This window comes from Ornithinimicrobium pratense, from assembly GCF_008843165.1.
Taxonomy (GTDB): domain Bacteria; phylum Actinomycetota; class Actinomycetes; order Actinomycetales; family Dermatophilaceae; genus Ornithinicoccus; species Ornithinicoccus pratensis.
Window position 1 is genome coordinate 2,946,786 of the sequence record NZ_CP044427.1, and the last position, 25,390, is coordinate 2,972,175.

Sequence of the window (25,390 nt, forward strand, 5' to 3'; positions counted from 1 at the left end):
GATCCGCCTGGCTTAGAGGGTTGGACGTGCAGGTGTCGACGGTGGTCCCGGGTCTAGCGCGGCTCCTGCTGCTGGGTGATCTGCCTGAGGTAGGCGACGAAGTGGTGCCACCGGCCCCGCGCCTCCGACAGGTCGGTGGCGGGGATCTGGGCGTCTAGGTCATCCTTCAGGCGCCGCTGGCGGACCTCCTCGCGCAGCTGCGCCAAGGACTCCTCGGCCTCGGTGAGCAGCTCCTCAATCTGCGCCGGTGAGAGGTCCTCGTCAAGGGGCGGGAGGCCGATGGACCGGTCGTCGGGGTCAGGGTGGGTCATGAGATACCTCCGGTGACGGACAGCAGGATGACAGCCGCGGGCACGGCGACGAAGACACCGAGCACCCAGACGACCACGATCCACGGTCGGACCACGGCCTGGTTGGCCAGCAACGTGGCGCCCTGCATCGGGATCTGACGCAGGAAGGGCAGGACGAAGATGACGAGCGTGGCGACGAGGTTGAAACCCAGATGCACAAAGGCGATCTGGGTCGCCTCGACCTGGTTCTGGGACGCCGCGAGCGAGGCCAGGATGGCGGTAAAGGTAGTGCCGATGTTGGCACCCACGGTGTAGGGGTAGATCTGCTTCAGCGACACGGTCCCGGATCCCGCCAGCGGGATCATCAGACTGGTCGTCACCGAGGAGGACTGGGCGAGCACCGTCACGCCGGCACCCGCGGCGACGCCGCTCACCGGGCCCCGGCCCATCGTGGCGTGCAGGATCCTCTTGGCCCGGCCCACCATCAACTGGCCCAGCAGCACCCCGAGCACCCGGACCGAGACGAGGATGCCGACCACGCCGGCCGCCGCCAGCACGATGCCCTCGACCAGGTCGCTGCTCGTGACGGCAGCCACGAAGCCCGTGAAGGCGTCCAGCACCGGAGAGGTGATGAAGTCGAGGACGTCGACCTGGCTGGGGTCCGCCCCGTCAGCGCCCCGCAGCGAGCCGGCCAACGCCCCTGCCGTGCGCGCCAGGAAGCCGGTCAGCAGTTCCAGCGGCAGGATCACCACGATGGCGAGCAGGTTGAAGACGTCGTGCACGGTGGCGGCGGCGAAGGATCGGCGGAAGGCGTCCTTCTTCCCGGCGTTGGCCAAACTGGCCAGAGTGTTGGTGATAGTCGTGCCGACGTTGGCCCCCATGATCATCGGCACGGCGATCTCCACCGGCAGCCCACCGGCCACCAGACCCACGGTGATGGCCGTCGTGGTCGAAGAAGACTGCATCAGCACCGTGCCCAGGATGCCGACGGCCAACCCTACGAACGGGTTCGTCGCGAACTCGAACATGCCCTCGGCCCGGTCCCCGGCGATCAGACCGAACCCGTCCCCGATGACGTCGACCGCGCACACCAGCAGGTAGAGCATGACGAGCGCACCGACCCACCGGGCGGCCTTGCCGCGGGCGTCGAGCTCCGGCTCTGCGGATTGCTCCGCCGGAGCAGTCTCCGGCTCCGTCGCGCTGGCGTCCACGCGGGAGGCTGCGCTGGCTGGCTTGTCGTTCATCGTTCCCCCAGGGGTGGATGCAGTGGGCGACAACCACGCTAGGCCCCGCCGGCGGGTCGTCCCACCGTTCGGGCGCCTGTAGCGTCATCGTTCCGACAACTGTCACCTGCTGGTCACCGTGGCGTGGTTTTGCCTGAGCACAGCACGCCTGGGAACTGCCCTCGCGAGCTCAGGCCTCCGGCGAAGTGGTGGGTGGGTTTGTCACCGGTCCAGCATCCGGGCGAGACGCGGGCCGACGTCGACGGTGTGCACCTCGGCACCGGCCTCGACGCCCTCTGCCGCGAACGCTGCGAGCACCGCCAGGATCACCGCATGGGTCGCCTCCTTGGTCTCAAGCTGGCGCGCCCCCGACCAGAAGCGCAGCTCCAGCTGCGCCGTGGTGGTCCCGACCGAGGTGAGGAAGGCCTCCGGCGAGGGGTCATCAAGTACCTCAGGAACAGCCGTCATGGCCCGCACCGCAACCCCGGCTGCATGCTCCAGGTCACCGGTGTCGGCGAGGTCGACCACCACGGAGCTTCGCACCTGTTCAAAGCCGGTCCGCACGGTGACCACCTCGGAGTGCAAGGTGGCATTCGGCACCAGCACAAGCCGGCCGTCAAAGGCGCGGATGGAGGTGCTGGTCAGACCCATCTGGACGATCGTGCCGCGGTGGTCGAGAACGGAGATCTGGTCACCGACCCGGAAACGGTCCCGGGTGAGGATGACGATGCCGGCAAACATATTGCCGAGCACGGTCTGAAAGGCGATACCGGCGGCGATGGAGATGATGCCGATGCCGCCCAGCAGATTGACGGGCTGAATACTGGGGAAGGTGATCGCCAGGGAGGCGGCGACAGCAAGCAATCCGACCAGCCATGACGCCAACCGTCCGAGAACGTCCGCTGAGCTCGCACCGCGTCCACGCCACAACATGGCGCGGGAGACCAGCAACCGGACGAGCTGACCAAGGAGGAGGCCAATCAGGAGAACGGCCAACCCTAAACTCACTCCGGCTGCGGTCACAGGAGGAAGGTCGAGACCGCCAAGCGCGTCGCTCACAACTCCCGCCTGTCCCCACCCTCGACCTCAGGCAGGCCCTGTCCGTCATGGTGGACGGGGGTCTTTTCCTGCGAGCGGGACACCTTCGTCAGCCTAACGTCCAGACCGCAGACCCCGGTGCGCCAACTGACTCAGCAGCTGACTCCCGTCCATCCGCCACCGGGTCCACTGACCATGCAACTTCGCCTCGGCATACCCGCCCTCGGAGCGAAGACGACCGTGCCGCTCTTCTCCTGTCGTGTCAGCCGCACCAGGCACACTGCGGCTATGGCTGCGCACCCCAAGACCCAGAGCACCCGCATCGTCCTCGCCTCCCGTCCTGAGAGGGTGCCGACCTCCGAGAACTTCCGGACGGAGATGGTCGATCTCCCGGAGGTGGCTGAGGGGCACGTGCTGCTGCGGACCGTCTATCTGTCCCTCGATCCCTACATGCGGGGTCGGATGAGCACCGCTCCGTCCTACGCCGCGCACGTAGAGCTAGGCGACGTGATGGTCGGCGGGACAGTCGGGCAGGTCCTCGAGTCGCGGCACCCCGACGTCACGGAGGGCGATTACGTCCTCGCCGGAGCCGGGTGGCAGTCGCATGCCGTCGTCCACGGCTCCCAGGTGCGCCGGCTGGGCCCATCCGCAGCTCCCCTGTCGACGGCGCTGGGCGTGCTCGGCATGCCGGGCTTCACGGCATACTCCGGCCTGCTGAAGATCGGTCGGCCACAACCCGGGGAGACCGTCGTGGTGGCCGCGGCCACCGGGCCCGTGGGGTCGGCCGTCGGCCAGATCGCGCGGCTCAAGGGCGCGCGGGCAGTCGGCATCGCCGGCGGGCCGGAGAAGTGCCGCGCACTGCTGGAGGACTTCGGCTTCGACGCAGCCGTCGACCACCGCGACCCGGACTTTGCGCGCCAGCTGGCCGGCGCCGTCCCTGACGGGATCGACGTCTACTTCGAAAACGTGGCTGGCCACGTGGCCGACGCCGTGCTGCCGCTGCTCAACCTCTACGCCCGCATCCCGGTCTGCGGTCTGGTGGCGCAGTACAACGGCTCGGACCTGGACGGCCGGGACCGGCTGCCCGGCTTCCTCTCCCAGATTCTCACCAAGAGCCTCACCATCCGTGGGTTCATCCAGTCCGAGTTCGCGCCGGAGATGTATGAGGACTTCCTCACCGAGGCCACGGGTTGGGTCCAGGACGGCACGCTGCGCTATCGCGAGGACATCGTCGACGGGCTGGAGAACGCCCCGGAGGCCTTCGCCGGCATGCTTCAGGGTAAGAACTTCGGCAAGCTCATCATCCGGGTGGCCCCGGAGCGCTGAGCACCGTGGCTCACCAGGTCGCACCACGAGGCGCCCCGTGGACCGGGGGCTTAGCGTGAAACCCGACGGAAGGAGACTCCCGATGCGCCTGCCCCAGCCTCGCGGCCCGATTTCGACCTCGGTGGTCGAGCACCTGCGCCGCCCGTCCTCGGCGTCAGACGCGCAGCTGCGGGCGGTCAGCCAGGACCCGTCCCCGGGGATCACGGCCGACGAGGACCGCCTGCTCGCGCTCTGGGTGCTGCAGGAGCTGAGCTACCACGCCTTCGCCGGGGTCGACCCCGACCAGGAGTGGGACCTGGCGGTGGTCCAGGCGCGCACCCAGCTGGAGGCCGAGCTGGCCACGGAGCTGCTCGACGTCGTCCTGCCGGTCGTGGAGGAGCTGCTGCCCGAGGCCCGCCGCGACCTCACCGGGACGCTGTTCTCCCTGCCCGGCCGGGTGGCTGCCTCCGCCCCATCGATATCGGCCTGGGCCCGCTCCTCGATGACGGCCGAGCAGTGGCGGGAGATGCTCGTGCTCCGGTCCGCCTCGCAACTCAAGGAGGCCGATCCGCATACCTTTGCGGTGCCCCGGATCCCCGGCCGCGCCAAGGTCGCCCTGATGGAGATCCAGTTCGACGAGTACGGCAGCGGCGACCCCTCGGCGCTGCACTCCGAGCTGTTCGGCCAGGCCATGGCGGCCGTGGGCCTGGACCGCTCCTACGGCGGGTATGCCGACGCCTGGCCCGCTCCCGTGTTGCTGTCGAACGTCACCCTGGGCTGGTTCGCCGGACGCAGACGCTGGGCACCGGCCGTCGTCGGCCACCTGACCATGGTGGAGATGACCAGTTCGTTGCCCTCCAAGTTCTACGTCGCCGGTGCCCGCAGGTTAGGGCTGCCCGAGGCTGCCTGGCGCTACTTCGACGAGCACGTGGAGGCTGACGCCGCCCACGAGCAGGTCGCCGTGCGGGACGTCTGCGGACCCCTCGTTGCCGAGGACCCCGAGGCCCTGGCCACTCTTTTGGTGGGCGCGGTGGCCGGCCTGCACGTGGAGAGTCTGGTCGCCGAGCTGGTGATGGGCACCTGGGAGCAGGGCCGCTCCTGCCTGCGCACGCCACTACGACCGTGGGCAGCCGCATGAACGACGACCGTCTTCCGTCCGTCGCCACCCCGTTGCCGACCGAGCTGGTCCGCCTCACCGAGTGCGAGGGCGGCCCGGTGCTGGTGCGCGGCGCCCGGGTGGTGGTCGACGTCCAAGGCGTCACCCACCCCGTGACGCGCCCCGTCGTCGCCCTGTGCCGGTGCGGGTCCAGCCAACGGCTCCCCTGGTGCGACGGCGTGCACAAACGGCTCGGGAAGGCACCGCACAGCTGAGAACGACCTGTAGCTGCTGCCCCGCTCAGGCATCTCACCTACAGCTGGGTCAGGGGTCAGAGCTGGCCACCTCGGCGCCGCCATCTAACGACGGCGCCCCCCGCCGGTCTTCGGCGGGGGGCGCATTCTTGTCGGGCTACGGCTCCAGGATGCGAGTGGCGTAGACCACGGTGTTGTCTCGATAGTGTCCGGTGCTGTGGTCCCACTCACCGGCGCACGTGATCAACCGCAGCTCTGAGCCTGTCGTGTCTCCATACACGGCTGCCGTCGGAAACGCGTCTTTCGGGTGTTGCTCCACGCGATAGACCTCAAAGCGAGCCTGGGACCCGTCCTCCCGTCCGACGGTGACCCGGTCCCCTGGACGAAGCTCGGCCAACCGGAAGAAGACTGACGGTTTACCCCCGACCCCGTTCACGTGACCGAGCAGGATTGCCGGCCCGACCTCGCCCGGGCGTGGAGACCCGGTAAACCACCCGGCATCGTCGTACCGCGGTCCGGGTGGTGGGACCTCAAGGCTGCCGTCGGCGTTCAGTCCGAGTGGCCGCAGGACCGAGTCCACCTCGATGCCGTCAACGGTCAGGTTGGTTGGGCGGCTGATCTCGCCATCAGTCACCTCGTGTGTCGGCAAGGACGGAGGACCACTGGTGGCTCGGTCGGATGGGTGAGATTGGTCGGGTGCCCCGGGCTGGCCCGGGGCGTCGGGGTTCAGACGTGGCGCCGGTGCGGGCGCGTCCGGGATGGTGAGGGGGGACACCTCACCGGGTGAGGCCGCCAGCGCCCGAGTGGACGAGACTGCGGGTGCCTCAGTCACGTAGTAAGCCACCATGAACAACATCGCGCCAACCACCAGGAGCACGCAGGACACAGCCGCCATGGGGCGACTGTGTCCTGCGGGCCGGTGCCGTCCAGCCATGTCAGCCGGACTGTGCGGCGGCGGCAGACCGGGGCCAGACCAGTCCGCCCAGACCAACTGCCATAGCTAGGCCACCGAGCATCAGCAACAGCGCGCGCGCCCCGCTACCTGCAGGCTCGCCACCGGTCTGGACACCGCCCACTGGCCATGTCTTGACCTGCCCATCGACGGGCTGCGTGGGCTGCGGCTGAGTCGGCTGCGTGGGCTGCGGCTGCGTGGGCTCGGGCTGTGTGGGCTCGGGCTGTGTCGGCTCGGGCTGTGTCGGCTCCGGCTGCGTGGGCTCGGGCTGTGTCGGCTCCGGCTGCGTGGGCTCGGGCTGCGTGGGCTCGGGCTGCGTCGGCTCCGGCTGCGTCGGCTCCGGCTGCGTCGGCTCCGGCTGCGTGGGCTCGGGCTGCGTGGGCTCGGGCTGTGTCGGCTCCGGCTGTGTCGGCTCCGGCTGTGTCGGCTCGGGCTGTGTCGGCTCGGGCTGTGTCGGCTCCGGCTGTGTCGGCTCCGGCTGCGTGGGCTCGGGCTGCGTCGGCTCCGGCTGTGTCGGCTCGGGCTGTGTCGGCTCCGGCTGTGTGGGCTCGGGCTGCGTGGGCTCGGGCTGCGTCGGCTCGGGCTGAGTCGGCTCCGGGGGCTCGGGCTGCGTCGGCTCCGGCTCTGTCGGCTCGGGCTCTGTCGGCTCGGGCTCTGTCGGCTCGGGCTCTGTCGGCTCCGGGGGCTCCGGCTGCGTGGGCTCCGGCTCCGTGGGCTCCGGCCCCGTCGGTGCGCAGGCGGGGACGGTGATCGTGTTGGAGTCGAGGGTGACTGCACCGCCGCTGGCTAGGAGCCGACCCTGGACGGTGGCGCCGGTGTTGGCGGTGATCGAGGTGTGTGCCATCACGGTCCCGGCGAAGGCTGTGGTCGTCCCGATGGTCGCCGAGCTGCCCACCTGCCAGTAAACGTCACAGGCATTGGCTCCGTTCATGAACACGATCGAACTGCTCGACCCGGTGATGAGCGTGCTGGCTGACTGGAAGATGAAGACCGGGTCGGTCTCGTTCGCCCCGTCAAGGGTCAGCTGGCCGTTGAGTGCAAGCGTGTCCCCGGTATAAACACCAGGTGTCAGTGTCTGACCTGCCAGGTCCGCCGAGATTGTGACGTCGGTCGCCCGACCGGCGGCGTCGTTGTAGGCGGTTGTCAGGTCCGCCTTGGCCACACCGGCCTCGGCGTCAGCCGCGTGCACTTCGCCGTTCACCAGGCCGGGGGGAAAGCCGGTAATGGCAGTGCCTGGTGCTACGCCCAAGTAGCCATTGATGACGGAGGGGCCGGTGTTGGTCACGGTGGAGCCGCCAAGAACGGCGTAGTTGGACGCGGTCCCGAGCCCTACGCGGTCCAGGGCGGCTACCGGGCCGACGCCGGCCCCCACGACGAGGGCGAGGGCCACGCCCGATCCCAGGAGCAGCGCGAAGGGACCGCGAGATAGAGATGGTTTTTTTTCGATGATGTACGACGGCATGAAATGCCCCAGAACTGTGTGCAAAGCAGGGGTGTAACAGAAACTAAAGTTCACCACGAAAGGCGTCGAATGTCAAAGCGAATCCTGCGGATCAGTGCGAATTTTAGAATAGATGCTGGTCAGAGCATTTTTGCGAAATACGGCCCCCTTGCCGATCGCGAGTAAGCGCTGCTCTCGCCGCCCGAGCGTGCTCCTTGACAGGGGGCCCTCTCAAACACCCTTGCCACCTCCGGCGACGGCCGTCGGGCTGACGGCTGCCCGGGCAGATAGTCGAGACCGAGGTGTCCACCGTGCTGCCCTCAGGTCCCTGGCGGCGGCATACCTTCTCGTCTGAGAGACTGATCTGGCGTACGACGAGGAGGTTTCGCGTGAGGAGAGGGGGCACGGTGACCAGTTCCGCCATGCGCGAGAGCGACAGCGAGATTCGCCGCTACCGCCTGCTCGAGGGCCCCGGCGGCACGGAGCTGCAGTCACTGAGCGACCTCGCCGCCCGGGTGTTCGACGTGCCCCTCGCCGCCATCAACGTCCTCACCAGCACTCAGCAGCACCAGATCGCCACGACCGGCTTCCCTCCGTCAGTGCAGCCGCGCGAGGAGTCAATGTGCGCCACCCTTGCCTTCGAGCGTGGAGCGGTCGTCATCCCCGACGCGAGCCGTGACCCGCTCTTTGCCGACATGGGCGTCGTGAAGGGCAGGCCGGGCGTGCGGTTCTACGCGTCGGCGCCGCTGCGGACGCCGGCTGGCGTGCCCCTGGGGCGGCTGTGCGTCTTCGACGTAAAACCTGGGCAGGCCACCGAAGGGCAGCGCGAGATGCTCACCTTCATGGCCGAGCGGGTCACCGACGTGCTTGAGCTGCGGCTGCGCAGCACTCAGCTGGAAGATTTCCTGCGCGAACTGACCCAGGTGCGCGACGAGCTGGCCCGCTCCAACGAGGCGCTGTGGCATTTCGCCAGCCAGATCAGCCACGACCTGCGCAACCCGCTCATGGGTGTGCGCGCCAACGCCGAGCTGCTGGCGGGGGAGCCCGCCATCCTCGCCGACCCCGAGCTGTCGGACATCGTCGAGCACATCACCGACTCCGCGCGCGGGATGACCCGGATGATCCAGGAAGTGCTCGCCCACGCCAAGCAGGGCGGCGGGCGACCGCGGCACGACTGGGTGGACCTGGCCGAGGTCACCGACCGAGTGCTGCTCGACCTCAGCCCGCTCATCCGGGAGACCCAGGCACAGGTGCGGGTCGACGACCTTCCCCGCGTCCCCGGTGACGGCGAGCTGCTCTACTCCGTCCTCTCCAACGTGCTCACCAACAGTCTGAAGTTCACCCGCGACGACGTCACCCCCGAGGTGCAGGTCATGGCCAGCCGGCAGGGCTCCTGCTGGCGCATCTGCGTGATGGACAACGGCATCGGCGTGCCGGCCGGCCAGGAGAAGTCGATCTTCTTGCCCTACGTCCGCGCGCGCCGCGGCGACGGCGAGCCGGCCCGCCCCGGCTACGGGATCGGTCTGGCCACCGTCCACCGGATCATCACCGCGCATGAGGGGCGGGTGGGTATGGAGCCGCGCCAGGAGGGCGGCACCACGGTGTGGTTCGAGCTCCCGGCCCACATGCCCGACCTGCGCCAGGAGGACGCTGCGGCGTCGCGCACCACCGGGTTACCCCGCAGTGTTACTACTGGGTAGAACTGCTGAGTAACTGAGGAACTTGAGTAGCTCTCCTGTTGAAGAACCGTGTAGCTCCCGAGCGTAGTGTTTGAAATATCAACGGTTCCGCCGCTGAGGAACACCCATCAACAGGAGTCACCATGACCAGCACCACCTCCCGCTCGAAGAAGGTCCTTGCCCCCCTCGCCGTCCTGCTCGCCGCCGGCGCGCTGGCCGTGGGCTCGGGTGCGACCTTCACCTCCGCCTCGAGCAACACCATCGGCTCGGTGACCTCCGGCACGCTGACGCACAGCAACAGCAAGGACAACCAGGTCATCCTCTCGGCGCAGGCGCTGCAGCCGGGCAAGAGCCAGACTGGGGACGTGACCCTGACCAACACCGGGACCCTGCCCGCCAGTTTCAGCCTCACCGGCAAGGATGCCCAGAGCACCTTCGCCCAGGGCGACCTGAAGCTGAAGGTGGTGAACGAGGCCAACAGCCACATCGTCTACGAGGGCGACTTTGGCGGCCTCCGGGACGGCGGGGCCAAGCAGATCGGCAACTTCACCCCCGGCCAGGCCGCTACCTTCAAGTTCACCGTGACCCTGGACCAGAACGCCGGCAACACCGCGCAGGGCCAGAGCGCCTCGGCAGCGATCGTCTGGGACGCCATCCAAATCAACAACTGACCTCTCCCCCAAGGTCAATCCTGAAGGTCCCGTGACCCATCCGGCCCGGCGGCAGCTGCCGCCGGGCCGGGTGGCCAGTCGTTGCGACCGGCCACCCACCTGAAACCCACCCCCTGAGCAAAACCCTGCGGACCCCCTGAGATCCCCGAAGGAAGAAGACGATGCAGCAGACGAAGCACTGGGCCCGCCGCCTGCTGAGCCTGGCCGGCAACCTCGGTCTTGTCGCTCTCGTTCTGGCCTGCACGGCCTACCTGCTGCCGCAGGCGCTCGGCTATGAGCGCTACGTCATCACCGGGGGCTCCATGTCCGGCTCGATCGAGAAGGGCTCAGTCGTCTTCGCCGAGCCTCGCCCGGTCGAGGGCCTCGCGGTGGGTGACGTGATCACCTACCTGCCGCCCGCGAGCAGCGGCGTCGGCAACTTGGTCACCCACCGGATCGTCGACATTGGCGCCGACGCGGCCGGCGAGCTGGTCTTCCGAACCCAGGGCGACGCGAACGCCGACGTCGACCCCTGGACGTTCGGCCTCCTCGCCGACGAGCAGCCCGTCGTGACGCAGTCCGTGCCCTACGTCGGCTACGTCCTCATCGCCTTGGCCGACCGCGAGGCCCGGATGGTCCTGATCGGGATCCCCGCGGCGGTCATCGCGCTCCTCGCCCTCGTCGAGCTCGGCCGCAGCATGGCCGGTCTGTGGCGAGAGCGCGAGTCGTCCGAGGACCCCCACCACGCGGCCACGAGCCGCTGAGCCCAGCAGCGCCCCCCAGCATCGCCAGCAGCACCAAGCAAGGAGTATGACGTGTTCGACCTACGCTCCATCAAGGTCCTCGTCTTCGGTGCCCTGGCGATGCTGCTCGTCTTCACCATGCCGAGCTTCTCCACCGCGATGTTCACCTCGACCAGCTCACACACGGTGACCGTGAGCGCCGCCGCCGACTGGGTTGCACCCAAGGTGAGTCTCGTCAACCTGCCGGTGCAGATCTCCGGGGTGCACATCCTTGAGGCTGAGGCTTCCGACGACTACGGCTCTGGCGTCGCACAGGTCATCATCGAGGTCCGTCCTGCCGGCGGGGGCACCTGGACGCCCGTGTGCACGGACAGGTCTGCGCCGTACCAGTGCTCCTGGGACACCAACGGCGTGGCCGATGACAACCACGAAGTCCGCGCCCGGGCGACTGACCGTGCCGGTCTCGTCGGCACGTCCGGCATCCTGACCACCAGTGTCGCGAACGAGCGTCCCGCGGTGAGCCACCCGGGTAACCCGGCAAACGGAGCGCCTACCTTGACCGCCAGGGCGAACTCTGGGATCGCGGCGCCCAACGACGATGTCGCCCCCGTCGAGCCGGACCCGTCGGGCCCCGCCGTCGCAGATGAAGACAGGCGCGAGACTGTCGAGCCCGCCCCGGAGGAGCCGCCAGCCGTACCCGGCGACGAGGAGGACGGCGCCGCCCCCGGCGACGACGAGGACCAGACCGGCCCCCAAGATGAGGTGGCTGAGCTGCACGGCGTCGGCATCGACGTCATCGATGGTGGCCATGGCGTCGGCGAGCTGAACGAGGGTGACACCTTCACCTTCACCTACTCCGGCGAAGTTGACTCCACCACCGTCCTGGCCAACTGGTCCAGGGAGGCGACCCCGGTGTCGGTGCGGGTGCGAGACGGCCACCTGCTCGGCGGCAGCGACCTGGACGACACCCTCGACATCCGCTCCGGTGACCTGCCTGTCGAGCTTGGGCACGTCCACCTCGGCGCCGATGTCATCGACACCGACCAGCAGATCCTCCTGCCCGCCACGATGACCGCCCAGACGGGCACCGTCGACGGCGCCGTTCTGAGCACCGTCACCGTGCGGCTCGGAGCGGTCATCGACGAGGGCGAGGTGCTGCAGCCGGTCGACGCTGCCCCAGTCCTGACCTGGACCCCGTCAGCCGCGGTCACCACCCTGACCGGTCGCCCATGCGTGGCCGAGCCCGTCACCCAGTCCGCAGGAGGGACCTTCTGATGCGCCCGATCCTGGCCGGCCCGCTCTGGGCCGCGATCCTCACCACTGCCGTGCTGGGCGGTCTGCGGATCGCGTCCGCAGTGGACAGCACGCTCACCCCATACACCCTGGTGGCATGGGGACTACTGGTCCCGGCGCTGGTCGCGGTTCACGTCACGTCAAGACCCGACCGCACCGCCGGACCCGGCCCGTATGCTCACTGACATGCCCACCATCGTGGTCGTCGAGGACGACGACAAGATCGCCGCGCCGCTGGTCCGCACCCTGCAACGCGACGGTTACACCGTCGAGCGCTTCGCCGAGGGCCTGCCGGCGATCGACCGGATGACGTCCCACGACGACGTGGCGCTGCTCATGCTTGACCTCGGTCTGCCGGACATCGACGGCATCGACGTATGCCGCGCCGTCCGGGACGGCGGCTTCGCCGGCGGCATCATCATCCTCACCGCCCGGGACGGGGAGCTGGACCGCGTGGTCGGTCTGGACCAGGGCGCGGACGACTACCTGGCCAAGCCGTTCGGCCTCGCCGAGCTGCAGGCGCGCACCCGAGCACTGCTGCGTCGCGCCGACTACCACGACAAACCGGTGGCGCCGGGCGCCACTGTGAAGTCCGCGCAGGACAGCGCCTTCGTCGTCGACCAGGACGCTCGCCGCGTCTGGGTCGGGGACCATGAGCTGCCCGCCACGCCCAAGGAGTTCGACGTCCTGGCGTTGCTCGACTCCCGGCGGGGAACTGTCCTGACCCGGGACACGCTCATCAATGAGGTCTGGGACCAGAACTGGTTCGGCTCGACCAAGACTCTCGACACCACGGTGGGGCGCCTGCGGCAGAAGCTGGAGGACGCCGACGCCCCGGTGCAGATCACCACGGTCCGCGGGGTGGGGTTCCGCCTCGAGGACATCGAGGATGCGTAGCCGCCTGATCGTCGTCCTCGTGGCGCTCGCCGTCGCGATCGTCGCCCTCTACGGCCTCCCGCGGGCCTACTTCCTGACCGACCTGATCCACGACGCCGAGGCCCAGGAGACCCGCCACGTGGCAGACATCGCCGCCATCGCCATCGCCGAGCGCGGGCGAGGTGCTGACGACGTCACCCCCGACTTTCTCGAGTCGTTCCTTCAGACGCAGGAGAGCCTGACCTTCGTCGCCGCCGACGGCAGCCGCGTCCGGGTCGGCTTCCCGGCCGAGGCGGACTCCGCGGAGGACATCGTCGCGACCCGACCTCTCCCCGACGGGGGCGAGATCACCCTGCGCCGGTCCGCAGACCTCATCGACCAGCGGGTCGAGGACGCCCTCATGCCGCTCTTCCTCGTCGGCCTGGCGCTGGTGATCCTGGCCCCCTTGCTCATGTGGGGCCTGGCCGAGCGGCTCTCACGTCCCTTCCGGGAGCTGGCCGGCGTCGCCGAGCGCATCGGGCAGGGGCACTTCGACGAGCCCATCCGGCACCACCGAGTAGCCGAGGCTGAGGCGATCGCCGAGGCCCTGCGCCGAGCGTCCGCCCGGTGGGCCGAGCTGATGCGGCGCGAGCGCGACATCGCCGCGAACGCTTCCCACGAGCTGCGCACGCCGATCAGCGCGCTGCGGGTGGAGATCGAGGACCTGGCCTCCTGGCCGCAGACCCCGCCCGATGTCGCCGCTGAGCTGCACAGCTACCTCCCGCAGCTGGACCGGCTCAACGCCGCAGTGCGCACCTATCTGGACGCAGCACAGGCACAGCGACTGACCGACGTCGACACCGTCGACCTCGTGCCGGTGGTTCGTGCCGCGATGCAGCGGTGGGAGGCGCCCGCCGAAGGGGCCCGGTCCGCCGTAGCGTCGGTCCTGGTCGAGGAGCCGGAGGGCCCGATGCCGGTGCGCGCCTCGCAGGCCACGGTCGGCCAGATCCTCGACCTCCTCTTCCGGGACGCCGTCGACCGCGGGGCGACGCTCGTCCGGGTCCAGCTCGGATGCACCGATGCCTTCGGCCGGGTCCGGCTGAGCCTGGAGGGCGAGACGTCACCGACGGGTGACAAGGCCCGGGCCGCCGCGTCGCAGACGGCGCTGGAGGTGGACGGGCGGGTGTCGATCGTGGACGGCCACAGCACGCTGCTGCTCCCCCGGGCCCCCGGCGGGACAGCGTCCCGCGTCTCCTGACGCCCTTCTCTTTAAGTCCCCGGTTAGTCCCCGGTGCGCTCGAGCACGCGCGCCAGGAAAGTGTCGAGGGCAGCGAGCTCCGTGTCCGTGGCACCGTCGAAGAACACCCTGCGCACGGCGGCCAGGTGGCCCGGAGCAGCGGCAGCCAGGGCGGCCCTCCCCTGCTCTGTGATGCTGACGAAGGCTCCCCGGCCGTCGAAGGCGCACTCCTCCTTGGCGATGAGGCCCCGGCCCACCATCCGCCGCAGGTGGTGGGACAACCGCGAGCGCTCCCAGTGCATGGTGTCGGCCAGCACGGAGATCCGCAGCCGCCCGTCCTCGGCCTCGGTGAGGTGGACCAGCGTCTCGTAGTCCTGCATCGACAGCTCGCTGTCCTCCTTCAGGGCACGCCCCAGCTCGGCGGGCACCTCGGTCTGGGCTCGCAACCAGCGGCGCCAGACCTGCATCTCCAGCTCGGTCAACCAGGGAGTGCTCGACTCGGACATACCCCAAGGATACCATGTACTTGACACGTCATCCATAGGCGGCTAATGTAAGTGACGTATCAGCAACTGGACACCGGCGAGGGGCACCCTCGCAATCCATCACGAGGAGACCCACATGACCACTCTGCGCGAGCTCAACGGCACCTACACCATCGACCCCAGCCACAGCCGTCTCGGCTTCTCCACCCGGCACGCGATGGTGACCAGGGTCCGCGGCTCCTTCAACGAGGTCGAAGGCACCGCCACCACCGGCCCGGACCTGGAGGGCACCTCCATCGAGCTGGTGATCCAGGCCGCATCGGTCGACACCCGCTCGGAGGACCGTGACGGGCACCTGCGCTCCGCCGACTTCTTCGACGTGGAGACCTACCCCACCCTGACCTTCCGCTCCACCGAGGTCACCGCGGTCGACGAGGAGACCCTGCGTGTCACCGGCGACCTGACCATCAAGGACGTGACCCGCCCGGTCACCGTGGACTTCGAGTACGCCGGCGGGGCCACCGACCCGTTCGGCAACCAGCGCATCGGCTTCGAGGGCTCTGTCGTGGTCAACCGCAAGGACTTCGGCCTGGTCTGGAACGCCGCGCTGGAGACCGGCGGTGTGCTGGTGTCGGAGAAGGTCACCCTGGAGTTCGAGGTCTCGGCGATCAAGAACGCCTGACCGACTGAACCGGGCCGCTGTGACCGGCCCGTCCGGTCGCGCCGTGCGACCCTAGCGCCCCCGCCGACCCCCGCGGCGGGGGCGTTCGCATGCCCGATGCTCGCCATCACCCGGCTGCGGGCGCCGGCAGGCCGGTCATGTCGCCGCGCCTCCCCCTCCACGGCCACACTGGAGGTATGTCGTGGGGCCTGCCACTGGCGACGCTGCTCTCCCGCCGGGTGCCCGTGCGCGGGCTCGAACCCGGGCCGGTGACCGGGGTGGGTCGAATGCGCTGGGGCGACGGCACCGTGATGCTGGTGGCGGCTACCCGACCCGGCGAGCTGAGCCGGGTGCTACGCACCCTGGCCACGCGGCGATCGCTGACCCTGGCCGGCTACGAGCTGGGCGAGGACGGCCCGCTGCTCACCCTGCACGGCGCGACCGGTCGGGAGCCCGTCCGGGTCATCGTGGTCGGCCGGGACCAGCCCGACTGACCGACCCCTCAGCGGCCGGGGCGAGCCCCGAGCCCATGGGCATCCGTTCGGCGACCGTCTGGTCATCGAGCGCGCGGTCGGTGAGCGCCAGGTCCAGAGCCCGCAGCACCGACTGCGCCTTGGTGACTGTCTCGGCATACTCCTCCCCCGGGTCGGAGAGCGCCGTCACCGCCCCGCCGACCCCGAAGGCGACTTCCCCGTCCGCCCAGGTGGCGGTGCGGATGACGATCGAGGTGTCCATCGTCCCGTCGAGGCCCACCCAGCCGATGGCCCCCGAGTAGATCCCGCGCGCTGCACCCTCCAGCGCGTCGAGGATCTCCATCGTCCGCACCTTCGGCGCGCCGGTCATCGACCCGCCGGGGAAGCACGCGCGCAGCACGTCGGTCGGCCCCATGCCGTCGGCCAGCCGCCCCCTGACGGTGGAGACCAACTGGTGCACTGTCGCGTAGGTCTCCACCGCGAAGATCTGCGGCACCTCCACGCTGCCCGAGCGGCATACCCGGTGCAGGTCGTTGCGCAACAGGTCGACGATCATCAGGTTCTCGGCCCTGTCCTTCTGCGCGCTGTGCAGGTCCTCGACCAGGCGCGCGTCCTCCTCATGGGTGGCTCCGCGCGGGCGGGTGCCCTTGATCGGCCGAGCCTCGACCACGCCGTCACGGACCGAGACGAACCGCTCCGGCGAACCGCTGAGCACGCTCACCCCCGGCGCGCGCAGCCACGCCCCGTGCGGCACCGGTGAGACCTCCCGGATCGCGCGGTAGAGCTCTGCCTCCCCCACCCCGCTGCCGCGCACGGTGTATGCCGTGGTCAGGCACACCTCGTAGGTCTCCCCGCGCGCGATCTGCTCCTGCGCCTCCCGCACCAGCTCCAGGTAGGCCGCCTCCCCCTCGCGCCGCACCGCCTGCCAGGGACGACCTTCTCCGCCCTCGGGGCAGGAGGACGCAGCCTGGAGCGGGCGTGGGTCGGGCCCTGCGTGGGCGGCCCGCGATCCGTCCGCGTGAGCCGCTCCCGGACGAGCTGACGCCACCACCTGTCCCACCCCTTCGGCCCACTCGCGCTGGGCGGCGGCCACGTCAGGCGTCTCGAGCCACACGGCATACACCGCACCGGTGGCGTGGTCCACGACCACGCCACGGTCAGCGAAGATGAGCCACGCGTCGGGCCACGGCGAGCGGTGCGCCGCCGACCCGCCGGTTTCGGCCTTGAGCTCATACCCCCACCAGCCGACGAGTCCCGGACGCCACGTGAAGGGCAGCCCCAACCTGGCCACCCGCTCCCGCTCCGCCTCGTCCAGGTGCCACCGCCCCAGCAGCTGATCCATCCGGTCCAGCAGCGGCGGGCCCTCCCCCACCCGGTGCTCCAGCTCGTAGGACAGCGGGCCGCGGGAGTCTACGAGCACCGACCAGCCGGACCCGTCGGAGGCGTCCAGCCAGGCCGAGGTCGCGGCGCCGCTGAGCAGCTCCTCCTGCAGCGCCCAGACGTCCACCGGACCGGGCCAGCGGCATACCCCGACCGTGGCGGCCACACCCTCCGGCCATGGTGCCGGCGCAGCCAGGGCGTCCCCGACCGCCACGGGGCCGGTGTCGGCCGCCTCGCCGGCCCCGGCGACTGGGCGGTGCGGGGGACGCACGCCCGCCAGCCGCAGGAAGTTCGCCACGATCGTCTCGCCGTGGTCGGAGAGCACCGACTCGGGATGGAACTGCACGCTCCAGACCGGCCGGTCCGGGTCGGCCAGGCCCATCACCGAGCCGTCGTCGGTGGCCCGGGCAGTCGCCTGCAGCCGTGAGACCAACGGCTCGGCGACGTCCAGGGAGTGGTAGCGCACCACGCTCAGCGGCGAGGGGACGCCGGCAAAGATCCCGGTGCCCTCGTGCTCGACCGCGCTGACGATCCCGTGCCGCGGCACCGCCATCTGCCCGACCCGCTCCCCCGCCAGGTGGGCCAGCCCCTGGTGACCCAGACAGACGCCGAGCACCGGCACGTCCCGCTGTCGCAGCGCCAGCTCGGACAGGCCCATGTCGGCGCTGACCTGGGGCCGCCCCGGCCCGGGGCCCACGACGATCGCGGCGAAGGCGCGCAGCTCTGCCTCGTCCACCTCACGGTCGTGCCGCCAGACCACCGGCGGCCGGCCCAGCACGCGGTGCAGCAGGTCGGCGATGTTGTACGTGAAGCTGTCGACGTTGTCGACCAGCAGGACCTCACCGGACAAGGCTCACCCGCGAGGCCGCAGCCGAACCCGCGGCAGGGTCGGTGCCGGCAGCCACTCACCGCCGGGGTAGTCGAACGTCCCGAACCGCCCGTCGGGGTCGTCCCCCTGCTCGGCGTTCCACCGCTCGCGCGCCTGCACGACCTCCTCGTGCGAGCGGCCGATGAAGTTCCACCACATGACGATCTGCTCCTCGAAGGGCGTGCCGCCGATGAGGATGACTCGGGCACCCTCGGGCCCGGCCAGCAGCTCCAGGGTGCGGGGGCCGGGCGGGTGGTGGGACAGCTGGTGGGGCTGCAGCGGCGTCCCGGACGCGTGCACCTCACCCTGGTCCAGCAGCACCCCGTGCTCGAAGGTGGGGTCCACGCCGAGGTATGCCGTGGCGCCCGGCTCCAGCACCAGCTCGGCACCGAGCAGGGGCGAGTAGGTCGGCACCGGCGAGCTGAGCTCGGTGCCGCCGACGGCCACGCTGCCGAGGAAGACGCTGACGCGCACCCCGTCCGCCGCGTGCGGCTCAGGCGCGAAGTGCTGGAACTGCGCCGGCACGTCGGCGTGCTCGGCGGGGAGCACGGTCCACAGCTGGACGCCGTGCAGGATCCCGGGCGCCCCCTCCTCGCGCACCGACACCTCGGAGTGGCACACCCCGTGCCCGGCGGTCATCAGGTTGAGCTCGCCCGGGACGACGTGCGCGCGTACTCCCGTGGAGTCTCGGTGCTCGACCGTGCCGGTGAACAGCCAGGAGACGGTCTGCAGCGAGGTGTGCGGGTGCGGTGGCACCACCATCCCGCCGGTCTCGGCGATCTCGTCAGGACCGTAGTGGTCCAGGAAGCACCAAGCCCCGATCGTGGTGCGCCCGCGCGCGGGGAGGCTGCGCCGCACGGTCATCGCGCGTGGACCGCCGAGCGGGACCTCCCGCGGCTCGATCACCGTCGTGCCGTGCCCGAGCACCTCGTCACCGCACTCGACCGCGACCGGATTGCGCTCCAGGTTGGTCATGGGACCAGTCTCACACCTTTGGCCACCCCCTGACAGACCGCCCAGAACGCGGTCGGTGTGCGGTCCGATCGTCGCCGTCGCTACGGGAAACACGAGGACCGCGAATGGTGTTGACTCTGGATATGAGTGCCAGCTCGCCCAGCCCCGCACCTGCCACCCCCACCTCTACCACCCCGCACCGGGTCCTTGTCATCGGCTCCGGTTTCGGCGGGCTCTTCGCCGCCAAGGCCCTCAAGGACCCTGCGGTGTCGGTGACCGTGGTGGCCCGGACCGGTCACCACCTCTTCCAGCCGTTGCTCTACCAGGTGGCGACCGGCATCCTCTCCGAGGGCGTCATCGCCCCGCCGACCCGTGACGTGCTGGCCGCCCAGGACAACGCGAGGGTGCTGCTGGGCGACGTGCAGAGGGTGAACCTCGCCGAGCGCACGCTCACCACCATGACGGCGGGCCGGGAGATGGTCTACGACTACGACAGCCTGATCGTGGCCGCCGGGGCCAACCAGTCGTACTTCGGCAACGACCAGTTCGCCGAGTTCGCCCCCGGCATGAAGACCATCGACGACGCCTTGGAGCTGCGCGGCCGGATCTACGGCGCCTTCGAGCTGGCCGAGCTGGCCGCGGCGGCAGGACGTCAGGACGACGTGCGCCGGCTGCTGACCTTCGTGGTCGTCGGCGCCGGCCCGACCGGTGTGGAGATGGCGGGGCAGCTCGTCGAGCTGTCGAAGCGGACCCTGCGCAAGGAGTTCCGCCACATCGACCCGGCGCAGGCCCGGATCCTGCTCGTGGACGCCGCCGATGCCGTGCTCGGCAGCTTCGGCCCCGACCTGGCGGCCAAGACCGAGCGCGACCTCACCCGTCTCGGCGTGGAGGTCCTGCTCGGCCAGATGGTGGTGGACGTCGACGAGGCCTGCGTCACCCTGGAGGACAAGGACGGGCAACGCACCCGGATCGAGGCCCAGACCAAGGTCTGGGCCGCCGGCGTGCAGGGCAACCCACTGGGCCGGCAGCTCGCCGAGCAGTCCGACGTCGAGCTGGACCGAGCGGGTCGCGTCGTCGTGCAGCCCGACCTCACCATCCCCGGCCACCCCGAGGTCTTCGTCATCGGTGACCTGGCGGCGTTGGAGGACGTCCCCGGGGTGGCCCAGGGCGCGATCCAGGAAGGTCGGCACGCCGCCGACCAGATCCTGCGCCGACTGAGGGGTGAGCCGACCGGGCAGCCGTTCGTCTACCGCGACAAGGGCTCGATGGCCACCGTCTCCCGCTTCCGAGCGGTGATGAAGCGCGGCAACCTGGAACTCACCGGCTACCCCGCCTGGGTGGCCTGGCTCGCGGTGCACCTGTTCTACATCATCGGCTTCAAGAGCCAGCTGACCACGCTGATGCACTGGGCGGTGAGCTTCGTCGGGCGCGACCGCTCCGAGCGCACCGTGACCGAGCAGCAGGTGTTCGCCCGGCTGGCGCTGGAGTACCTCGGCGATGACTTCCGGGACCTCAGGAAGGCTCGCCGCCGCGGCCAGGAGTGAGCTCCGGGCGGACCATGGGCAGGTGAGGTATGCCGTCCTCCAGGTAGTCCTCGCCCGCACGGCGGAAGCCGAACTGCTCATACCACCGCTCCAGGTACGTCTGCGCGCCGATGTGCACCGCGTGCGGGCCGATCCGGTCCAGGCCGGCCCGGACCAGGGCGGTGGCGTAGCCATGGCCCCGGTGCTCCGGGTGGGTGGCGACCCGGCCCAGGCGGTGGACGCCCCCAGCGTCCACCAGGGTGCGCACGGTGGCGACCGGGACCCCGCCGACCTCGATCCACAGGTGCTCGGTCGTGGGCTCGGTGTCCACGCCGTCCAGTTCTGGGTAGGCGCACTCCTGCTCGACGACGAAGACGTCCACCCGCAGCCTCAGCAGGCCGTAGAGGGTGAGCGGGTCGAGGTCGACGAGGCGGGCGACCCGGACCTGCGGAACTGGGGCATCACCGGCGCGGGCTGAGGTGGGCGGGATCGGCATACCCTCGAGCCTATGAGCCAGGTTCCCGAACCCGTCGACGCCCTGCGCCGGATCGCCTTCCTCCTGGAGCGCGGCCGGGCCGAGTCCCGGCGCGTGGAGGCCTACCGCAAGGCCGCGCGGACGATCCTGCCACTGGGCGAGGACGAGGTGCGCCGGCGGGTGCAGGAGGGCACCCTGCGCGAGCTGCCGGGGATCGGCACGTCGACCTCCGCCGTCATCGAGCAGGCGGTGGCGGGGCAGGTCCCCGACAAGCTGCGGGACCTGGAGGCGCAGGCGACCGGGCCGCTGGTCGAGGGCGGGGAGTCGATGCGGGCCATGCTGCGAGGAGACCTGCACACCCACTCCGACTGGTCCGACGGCGGCTCGCCCATCGAGGAGATGGTCGCGACCGCGATGGAGCTGGGCCACGACTACGTGGCGCTGACCGACCACTCGGGTGGGCTGCGGGTGGCCAACGGACTGTCTGCCGACCGGCTGCGGCGGCAGCTCACTGTGGTGGACGCCATCAACGCCCACGTCGGCCCGGACTTCACGCTGCTCGCCGCCATCGAGGTCGACATCCTCGAGGACGGCGCCCTTGACCAGAAGCCGGACCTGCTTGCGGCACTAAACATCCGGGTGTCCTCGGTGCACTCCAAACTGCGGATGGAGTCGGCCGCGATGACCCGACGGATGGTGACGGCGGTCCACGACCCGCTGACCTCGGTGCTCGGTCACTGCACCGGGCGGCGGGTCATGCCCAGGCGCGGCGACCAGGGGGAGCGCACCGGCGGTCGGATGCGGCCGCCGAGCGAGTTCGACGCCCGGGCGGTCTTCGAGGCGTGCGCGGAGACGGGGACCGCCGTGGAGATCAACTCCCGGCCCGAGCGCCAGGACCCGCCCGGGGAGCTGCTGGACCTGGCGATCGAGATCGGCTGCCTGTTCGCGATCAGCACCGACGCCCATGCCCCCGGCCAGCTGGACTTCCTCGACCTTGGCTGCGAGCGCGCCGTCCGCCACGGCGTCCCCCCGGAGCGCGTGGTCAACACCTGGCCCGTCGAGAAGCTCAAGGACTGGGCCCGCCCCTGACGACAGGACACGCGGAAAGGCCCGACAGGACACGCAGGGGTTGTACTGGGACAACGACGGTGGTGCAGGAACGGGGTGACACATCGGTCACGCTGGCGACGGATGTGACACCCCGCTTCTGCACAAGCGTGATCAGAGAGCCTGGACGCGAGAACGGCCCGACAGGACACGCTCCGCGTGCCGCCCGTGGCGACGCCGACGGCCCGCCCGAGCCGCGCCATACCGGACCCGCCGACGGTGGATTTTGGTCATCGCGATCCATCACGTATGCTCACTCACTGTCCTCAACGGATAGGCCCCCATCGTCTAGTGGCCTAGGACCCCGCCCTTTCACGGCGGTAGCACGGGTTCGAATCCCGTTGGGGGTGCACAGGTCTTGTCCTGTACAAGGCCCCGTAGCGCAGTTGGTTAGCGCGCCGCCCTGTCACGGCGGAGGTCGCGGGTTCGAGTCCCGTCGGGGTCGCAGAGGATGCGGGCGTGGCACCGGTCGAAGACCGGGCCACGCCGCAGCGTTCTCCCGGCCAGGTAGCTCAGTTGGTACGAGCGTCCGACTGAAAATCGGAAGGTCGGCGGTTCGACCCCGCCCCTGGCCACAGCGATAAGCCGCGGGGCCGCCCTCATACCCCCGCGGCTTTCGCGTGTCCGGTCGCGCAACAGATCTACGTGCGCCGCAAGCGCTGAGCAGGCACCCTAGGAGCATGTGGAGGCGACGCGGATCTGGCCGCGCCGGTCGGGACGGGGCCGGCGTGGAGGCTGACGGCCGGCTGCGGGAGGCCTTCACCGCGGTTCCCCGCGGCGGTTTCCTGCGCGAGCCGGACCAGGGTCAGGCGGGCCTGGACGGGCCACTGGCCATCGGGCACGGCCAGACCAACTCCCAGCCGCGCACGGTGGCGGACGTGCTCCGCTTGCTCGACGTCCGGCCTGGCCACCGCGTGCTCGACGTCGGCGCGGGATCGGGGTGGACAACGGCCCTGCTCGCCACCCTGGTGGGCCCGCGTGGGTCGGTGCTCGGGCTGGAGGTGGTGCCCGAGCTCGCGGCATGGGGAGCGGACAACCTGCGCGCCTGGGCGCAGGGACAGACCGGGACGGGGCAGGCCAGCGTCGAGCTCGCCGATCCCGCCGAGTTGGGCCGTGCCGGGGCCGGGCCCTGGGACCGGATCCTCGTCTCAGCCATGGCCCGGACGCTGCCCGAGCAGCTGGTCACCCAGCTGACCGACGACGGCCGCATGGTGTGCCCGGTCGACGGACAGATGCTGCTGGTGCAGCGGGCCGGCCCGGATCGGACCGTCACCAGCCACGGCGCCTACCGGTTCGTGCCTCTGCGCACGCCCGACGGCTGAGGCACAACACGCCTGCGCGTTGCGTCCAGACAGGGTGGCTGGGACGACCACCGCGTCACGGGCGCGGGCAAGCTGGCTTCAGCGGAAACTGCAGTGTCACGGGTGCGGCAGGGTCACGGGTCCGGCAGCGCTGGCTTCAGTGCGTGCCGCAGCAGGCCGTGCAGGGTGATCATCCCGTCCCGGGACAGCACTGACTCCGCGTGCCCCTGGCTGCTGGCCAGACCCGGGCCCCGCAGGGCGACCACGGACTCGTCGCGCCTGCTGGATGCCCCATCAGCAGCGCCGAGGCCCTCCCCGAGCCGGTGCACCGCCATCTCCAGCTCGCGTCCAGCGACCGCAGGCACGCGCCCGTCCTCGGGCGGGAGTGCGACAAAGGTGTTGTAGAAGCCGATGAGGCGCACGTCGCCCCAGAGGTCGACCGGCAGCTGCACGCCCTGGTGCGGGCTGGGCAGCTTGCCGATCTGCAGCCCGGCCAACGTGCACAGCACCTGGTGCGACAGGCAGACCGCCAGCAGCGGCTGAACGGTGTCGAGCCGCGCCTGCAACAGCTCGCGCAGCCGGACGACCCGCGGGTCGGCACGGTCGGTGGGGTCGCCGGGGCCGGGCCCGAAGAGCACCAGGTCCCACGGGCCCCGCGTCACGTCGGCGGTGCTGACCTGCTCCCAACGGCGCACCTGCGCCGCCATCCCCAGGTGCCGGAGCATGTGCGCCAACATCTGGGTCCAGGCGTCCGCCGCATCGACCACGAGCACCCGGCGACCGAGCAGGAGCGGGTCAGGCCGAGAGTCCTGCGGTGCGAGCCAGAAGGGGGCCAGCGCCTCGTTGCGGGCCGCCAGGGAGTCGGCGACCCCGGGAAGGTCGGCCAGGTCCACGGCATACCCCAGGTCGCGGCGTGGCCGCAGCCCCAGCGCGGCCAGGACCCCACGCGCCTTGGCGGAGGTCTCCGCGCACTCCGCGACGGGGTCGCTGTGCCGCACCAGGGTGGCGCCGGCGCTGACCGTCACCGTGCCGTCGCCGCCGACGTGGGCGGTCCGGATGAGGATCGGCGCGTCCAGCCGCTCCCCGCCGTCCTCGTCCAGGTCCAGCAGGGCCAGCACCCCGGAGTAGTAGCCGCGCCCGGTCGGCTCGTGCCGCCGGATGACGGTGCATGCGTTCTCCATCGGCGAGCCGGTGACAGTGGGAGCAAACATCGTGTGCCGCAGCACATCTCGCACGTCACGGTCGCTGCGACCGTCGAGCAGATACTCGGTGTGCGTCAGGTGGGCCATCTGTTTGAGGTAGGGCCCGGTGATCCGCCCACCCTCCGAGCAGACCTCAGCCATCATCTTCATCTCCTCGTCGACCACCATGAAGAGCTCCTCGGTCTCCTTGGTGTCGGCGACGAAGGCAGCGAAGGAGGCGCGCAGGCGGGCTCCGTCGGGATCCGCCTCGCGCTCGGGGTGGCGGAAGGTGCCGGAGATCGGGTTCATCGACACCCGGCCGTCGCGCACGCTCACGTGCCGCTCGGGGGTGGCGCCGACGAGGCTGTGGCCGGGGGTGTGCACCGCGAAGGTCCAGTAGGCCCCCCGCTCGTCGAGCAGCAGGGTGCGCAGCCAGGTGAGCACGGCGAGCGACGGGTCGGTCCCGGTGTGCCCCACCACGTCCCGGCGGATGACGAAGTTCGCACCCTCCCCCTCGCCGATCTCCTCCTCGATCACCCTGGCGACGGTGGCCGCGTAGTCCTCGTCGGAGACGCTGAACCGCTCCCCCGTCACCTCCACCGGCCCCGTCGGCAGCGCAGCGACGAGGTCCTCGACCGGCACCCGCCCGGTCAGCGTGGGGCGCAGCACCCGCAGGGGTGCGCCGTCGTCGTGCGCGTCGAAGCCGCGCTCGGCAATCTGGCGGTAGGGCACCATCGCCAGGACCGGCGCTTCCCCGGTCGGACGGGGTATGTCGTGCAGCCGCTCCAGGTCCTGCACCTCACCCACCAGGATCTCGGCCTCATCCTCGCCCTCGCGCCACAGGATGGCCCAGGACTGGCCGGAGGGGTCGGCGAGCAGCTGATCCAGGGCACGGCGCGGCATGGGGACAGTCTCCCACCGGTCGC

General features: G+C 70.5%; 25 protein-coding genes and 3 tRNA genes. 18 read left to right on the forward strand and 10 right to left on the reverse strand.

The genetic code is table 11. The features are described from left to right. Positions 1-53: 53 nt before the first annotated feature. The 3 genes from FY030_RS13515 to FY030_RS13525 all read right to left on the reverse strand — a co-directional run bounded on the left by FY030_RS13515 (position 54) and on the right by FY030_RS13525 (position 2,572). A complete protein-coding gene (locus FY030_RS13515) occupies positions 54-311 on the reverse strand; it encodes a hypothetical protein (protein WP_158062015.1) in 258 nt (85 codons plus the stop codon). Next, complete coding sequence (locus FY030_RS13520) at positions 308-1,534, reverse strand: Na/Pi cotransporter family protein (RefSeq protein ID WP_158062017.1); 1,227 nt, start codon at positions 1,532-1,534, stop codon at positions 308-310. The genes FY030_RS13515 and FY030_RS13520 overlap by 4 nt, the downstream gene beginning before the upstream one ends. 201 nt (positions 1,535-1,735) lie before the next feature. Beyond that, positions 1,736-2,572: a mechanosensitive ion channel family protein gene (locus FY030_RS13525; RefSeq protein ID WP_158062018.1), complete on the reverse strand. Its 837-nt coding sequence runs from the start codon at positions 2,570-2,572 to the stop codon at positions 1,736-1,738. Between the two features lie 267 nt (positions 2,573-2,839). Between FY030_RS13525 and FY030_RS13530 the strand changes: the two genes are divergently transcribed. The 3 genes from FY030_RS13530 to FY030_RS13540 all read left to right on the forward strand — a co-directional run bounded on the left by FY030_RS13530 (position 2,840) and on the right by FY030_RS13540 (position 5,227). Next, positions 2,840-3,877 (forward strand): NADP-dependent oxidoreductase, encoded by a 1,038-nt coding sequence (locus tag FY030_RS13530; RefSeq protein ID WP_158062020.1) that lies wholly within the window; start codon positions 2,840-2,842, stop codon positions 3,875-3,877. 82 nt (positions 3,878-3,959) lie between these two features. Further along, the gene (locus tag FY030_RS13535; protein WP_158062022.1) at positions 3,960-4,994 is read left to right on the forward strand and encodes an iron-containing redox enzyme family protein; all 1,035 of its coding nucleotides are present in this window, start codon (positions 3,960-3,962) and stop codon (positions 4,992-4,994) included. Further along, on the forward strand, positions 4,991-5,227 hold the full coding sequence (locus FY030_RS13540; protein ID WP_158062024.1) for a CDGSH iron-sulfur domain-containing protein: 237 nt from the start codon (positions 4,991-4,993) through the stop codon (positions 5,225-5,227). Before FY030_RS13535 ends, FY030_RS13540 begins: the two co-directional genes overlap by 4 nt. Before the next feature lie 136 nt (positions 5,228-5,363). On the opposite strand, the gene FY030_RS13545 is transcribed toward FY030_RS13540, so the two are convergent. Together FY030_RS13545 and FY030_RS13550 are read right to left on the reverse strand one after the other, a co-directional pair. After that, a complete protein-coding gene (locus tag FY030_RS13545; RefSeq protein WP_337692457.1) occupies positions 5,364-6,140 on the reverse strand; it encodes a class F sortase in 777 nt (258 codons plus the stop codon). A gap of 1 nt (position 6,141) precedes the next feature. After that, positions 6,142-7,548, reverse strand: coding sequence for an ice-binding family protein (locus tag FY030_RS13550; protein ID WP_238348368.1), 1,407 nt, complete (start codon positions 7,546-7,548; stop codon positions 6,142-6,144). Positions 7,549-8,006: 458 nt separating this feature from the next. On the opposite strand from FY030_RS13550, the gene FY030_RS13555 reads away from it, so the two are divergent. From FY030_RS13555 to FY030_RS13585, 7 genes are all read left to right on the forward strand, one after another. Beyond that, positions 8,007-9,299: a sensor histidine kinase gene (locus FY030_RS13555; RefSeq protein WP_158062027.1), complete on the forward strand. Its 1,293-nt coding sequence runs from the start codon at positions 8,007-8,009 to the stop codon at positions 9,297-9,299. A 122-nt stretch (positions 9,300-9,421) separates the two neighbouring features. Further along, positions 9,422-9,949, forward strand: coding sequence for a COG1361 family protein (locus FY030_RS13560; RefSeq protein WP_158062029.1), 528 nt, complete (start codon positions 9,422-9,424; stop codon positions 9,947-9,949). Between the two features lie 161 nt (positions 9,950-10,110). Then, positions 10,111-10,692, forward strand: a complete 582-nt coding sequence (locus FY030_RS13565) for a signal peptidase I (RefSeq protein ID WP_158062031.1) — start codon at positions 10,111-10,113, stop codon at positions 10,690-10,692. 51 nt (positions 10,693-10,743) lie between these two features. Further along, positions 10,744-11,946 (forward strand): Ig-like domain-containing protein, encoded by a 1,203-nt coding sequence (locus FY030_RS13570; RefSeq protein WP_158062033.1) that lies wholly within the window; start codon positions 10,744-10,746, stop codon positions 11,944-11,946. Then, on the forward strand, positions 11,946-12,149 hold the full coding sequence (locus FY030_RS13575) for a hypothetical protein (RefSeq protein ID WP_158062034.1): 204 nt from the start codon (positions 11,946-11,948) through the stop codon (positions 12,147-12,149). Before FY030_RS13570 ends, FY030_RS13575 begins: the two co-directional genes overlap by 1 nt. A gap of 1 nt (position 12,150) precedes the next feature. Beyond that, positions 12,151-12,861 carry a response regulator transcription factor gene (locus FY030_RS13580; RefSeq protein WP_158062036.1) on the forward strand — a complete coding sequence of 237 codons (711 nt, stop codon included), beginning with the start codon at positions 12,151-12,153 and terminating at the stop codon, positions 12,859-12,861. Next, positions 12,854-14,077 (forward strand): sensor histidine kinase, encoded by a 1,224-nt coding sequence (locus tag FY030_RS13585; RefSeq protein WP_158062038.1) that lies wholly within the window; start codon positions 12,854-12,856, stop codon positions 14,075-14,077. Before FY030_RS13580 ends, FY030_RS13585 begins: the two co-directional genes overlap by 8 nt. A gap of 23 nt (positions 14,078-14,100) precedes the next feature. Here the strand turns inward: FY030_RS13585 and FY030_RS13590 are convergent, their stop codons facing one another. Then, a complete protein-coding gene (locus tag FY030_RS13590) occupies positions 14,101-14,562 on the reverse strand; it encodes a MarR family winged helix-turn-helix transcriptional regulator (protein WP_158062040.1) in 462 nt (153 codons plus the stop codon). Positions 14,563-14,677: 115 nt separating this feature from the next. On the opposite strand from FY030_RS13590, the gene FY030_RS13595 reads away from it, so the two are divergent. Both FY030_RS13595 and FY030_RS13600 read left to right on the forward strand, forming a co-directional pair. Continuing rightward, positions 14,678-15,223 (forward strand): YceI family protein, encoded by a 546-nt coding sequence (locus tag FY030_RS13595; RefSeq protein WP_158062041.1) that lies wholly within the window; start codon positions 14,678-14,680, stop codon positions 15,221-15,223. A 176-nt stretch (positions 15,224-15,399) separates the two neighbouring features. Then, positions 15,400-15,696 carry a hypothetical protein gene (locus tag FY030_RS13600; RefSeq protein WP_158062042.1) on the forward strand — a complete coding sequence of 99 codons (297 nt, stop codon included), beginning with the start codon at positions 15,400-15,402 and terminating at the stop codon, positions 15,694-15,696. Here FY030_RS13600 and pabB read toward each other — a convergent pair. Further along, positions 15,665-17,905, reverse strand: a complete 2,241-nt coding sequence (pabB, locus tag FY030_RS13605) for an aminodeoxychorismate synthase component I (RefSeq protein WP_158062044.1) — start codon at positions 17,903-17,905, stop codon at positions 15,665-15,667. The two genes, FY030_RS13600 and pabB, sit on opposite strands and share 32 nt — an antisense overlap. 3 nt (positions 17,906-17,908) lie before the next feature. Beyond that, positions 17,909-18,898, reverse strand: a complete 990-nt coding sequence (locus tag FY030_RS13610; RefSeq protein ID WP_158062046.1) for a pirin family protein — start codon at positions 18,896-18,898, stop codon at positions 17,909-17,911. A 122-nt stretch (positions 18,899-19,020) separates the two neighbouring features. Between FY030_RS13610 and FY030_RS13615 the strand changes: the two genes are divergently transcribed. Next, positions 19,021-20,421 carry an NAD(P)/FAD-dependent oxidoreductase gene (locus FY030_RS13615; protein ID WP_192498615.1) on the forward strand — a complete coding sequence of 467 codons (1,401 nt, stop codon included), beginning with the start codon at positions 19,021-19,023 and terminating at the stop codon, positions 20,419-20,421. Here the strand turns inward: FY030_RS13615 and FY030_RS13620 are convergent. Next, complete coding sequence (locus FY030_RS13620; RefSeq protein WP_158062049.1) at positions 20,390-20,896, reverse strand: GNAT family N-acetyltransferase; 507 nt, start codon at positions 20,894-20,896, stop codon at positions 20,390-20,392. The genes FY030_RS13615 and FY030_RS13620 overlap by 32 nt on opposite strands. 12 nt (positions 20,897-20,908) lie before the next feature. Between FY030_RS13620 and FY030_RS13625 the strand changes: the two genes are divergently transcribed. The 5 genes from FY030_RS13625 to FY030_RS13645 all read left to right on the forward strand — a co-directional run bounded on the left by FY030_RS13625 (position 20,909) and on the right by FY030_RS13645 (position 23,304). Further along, positions 20,909-21,964, forward strand: coding sequence for a PHP domain-containing protein (locus tag FY030_RS13625; protein WP_158062051.1), 1,056 nt, complete (start codon positions 20,909-20,911; stop codon positions 21,962-21,964). Between the two features lie 295 nt (positions 21,965-22,259). After that, positions 22,260-22,332 (forward strand) — tRNA-Glu (locus FY030_RS13630). Positions 22,333-22,353: 21 nt separating this feature from the next. After that, positions 22,354-22,427 (forward strand) — tRNA-Asp (locus tag FY030_RS13635). 56 nt (positions 22,428-22,483) lie between these two features. Beyond that, positions 22,484-22,557: transfer RNA gene (locus FY030_RS13640), tRNA-Phe, on the forward strand. 105 nt (positions 22,558-22,662) lie between these two features. Further along, entirely contained in the window at positions 22,663-23,304 is a 642-nt protein-coding gene (locus FY030_RS13645; RefSeq protein WP_158062052.1) for a protein-L-isoaspartate O-methyltransferase family protein, read from the forward strand. A 113-nt stretch (positions 23,305-23,417) separates the two neighbouring features. Here the strand turns inward: FY030_RS13645 and FY030_RS13650 are convergent, their stop codons facing one another. Then, positions 23,418-25,367 (reverse strand): chorismate-binding protein, encoded by a 1,950-nt coding sequence (locus FY030_RS13650; protein WP_158062846.1) that lies wholly within the window; start codon positions 25,365-25,367, stop codon positions 23,418-23,420. Between the last annotated feature and the right edge of the window lie 23 nt (positions 25,368-25,390).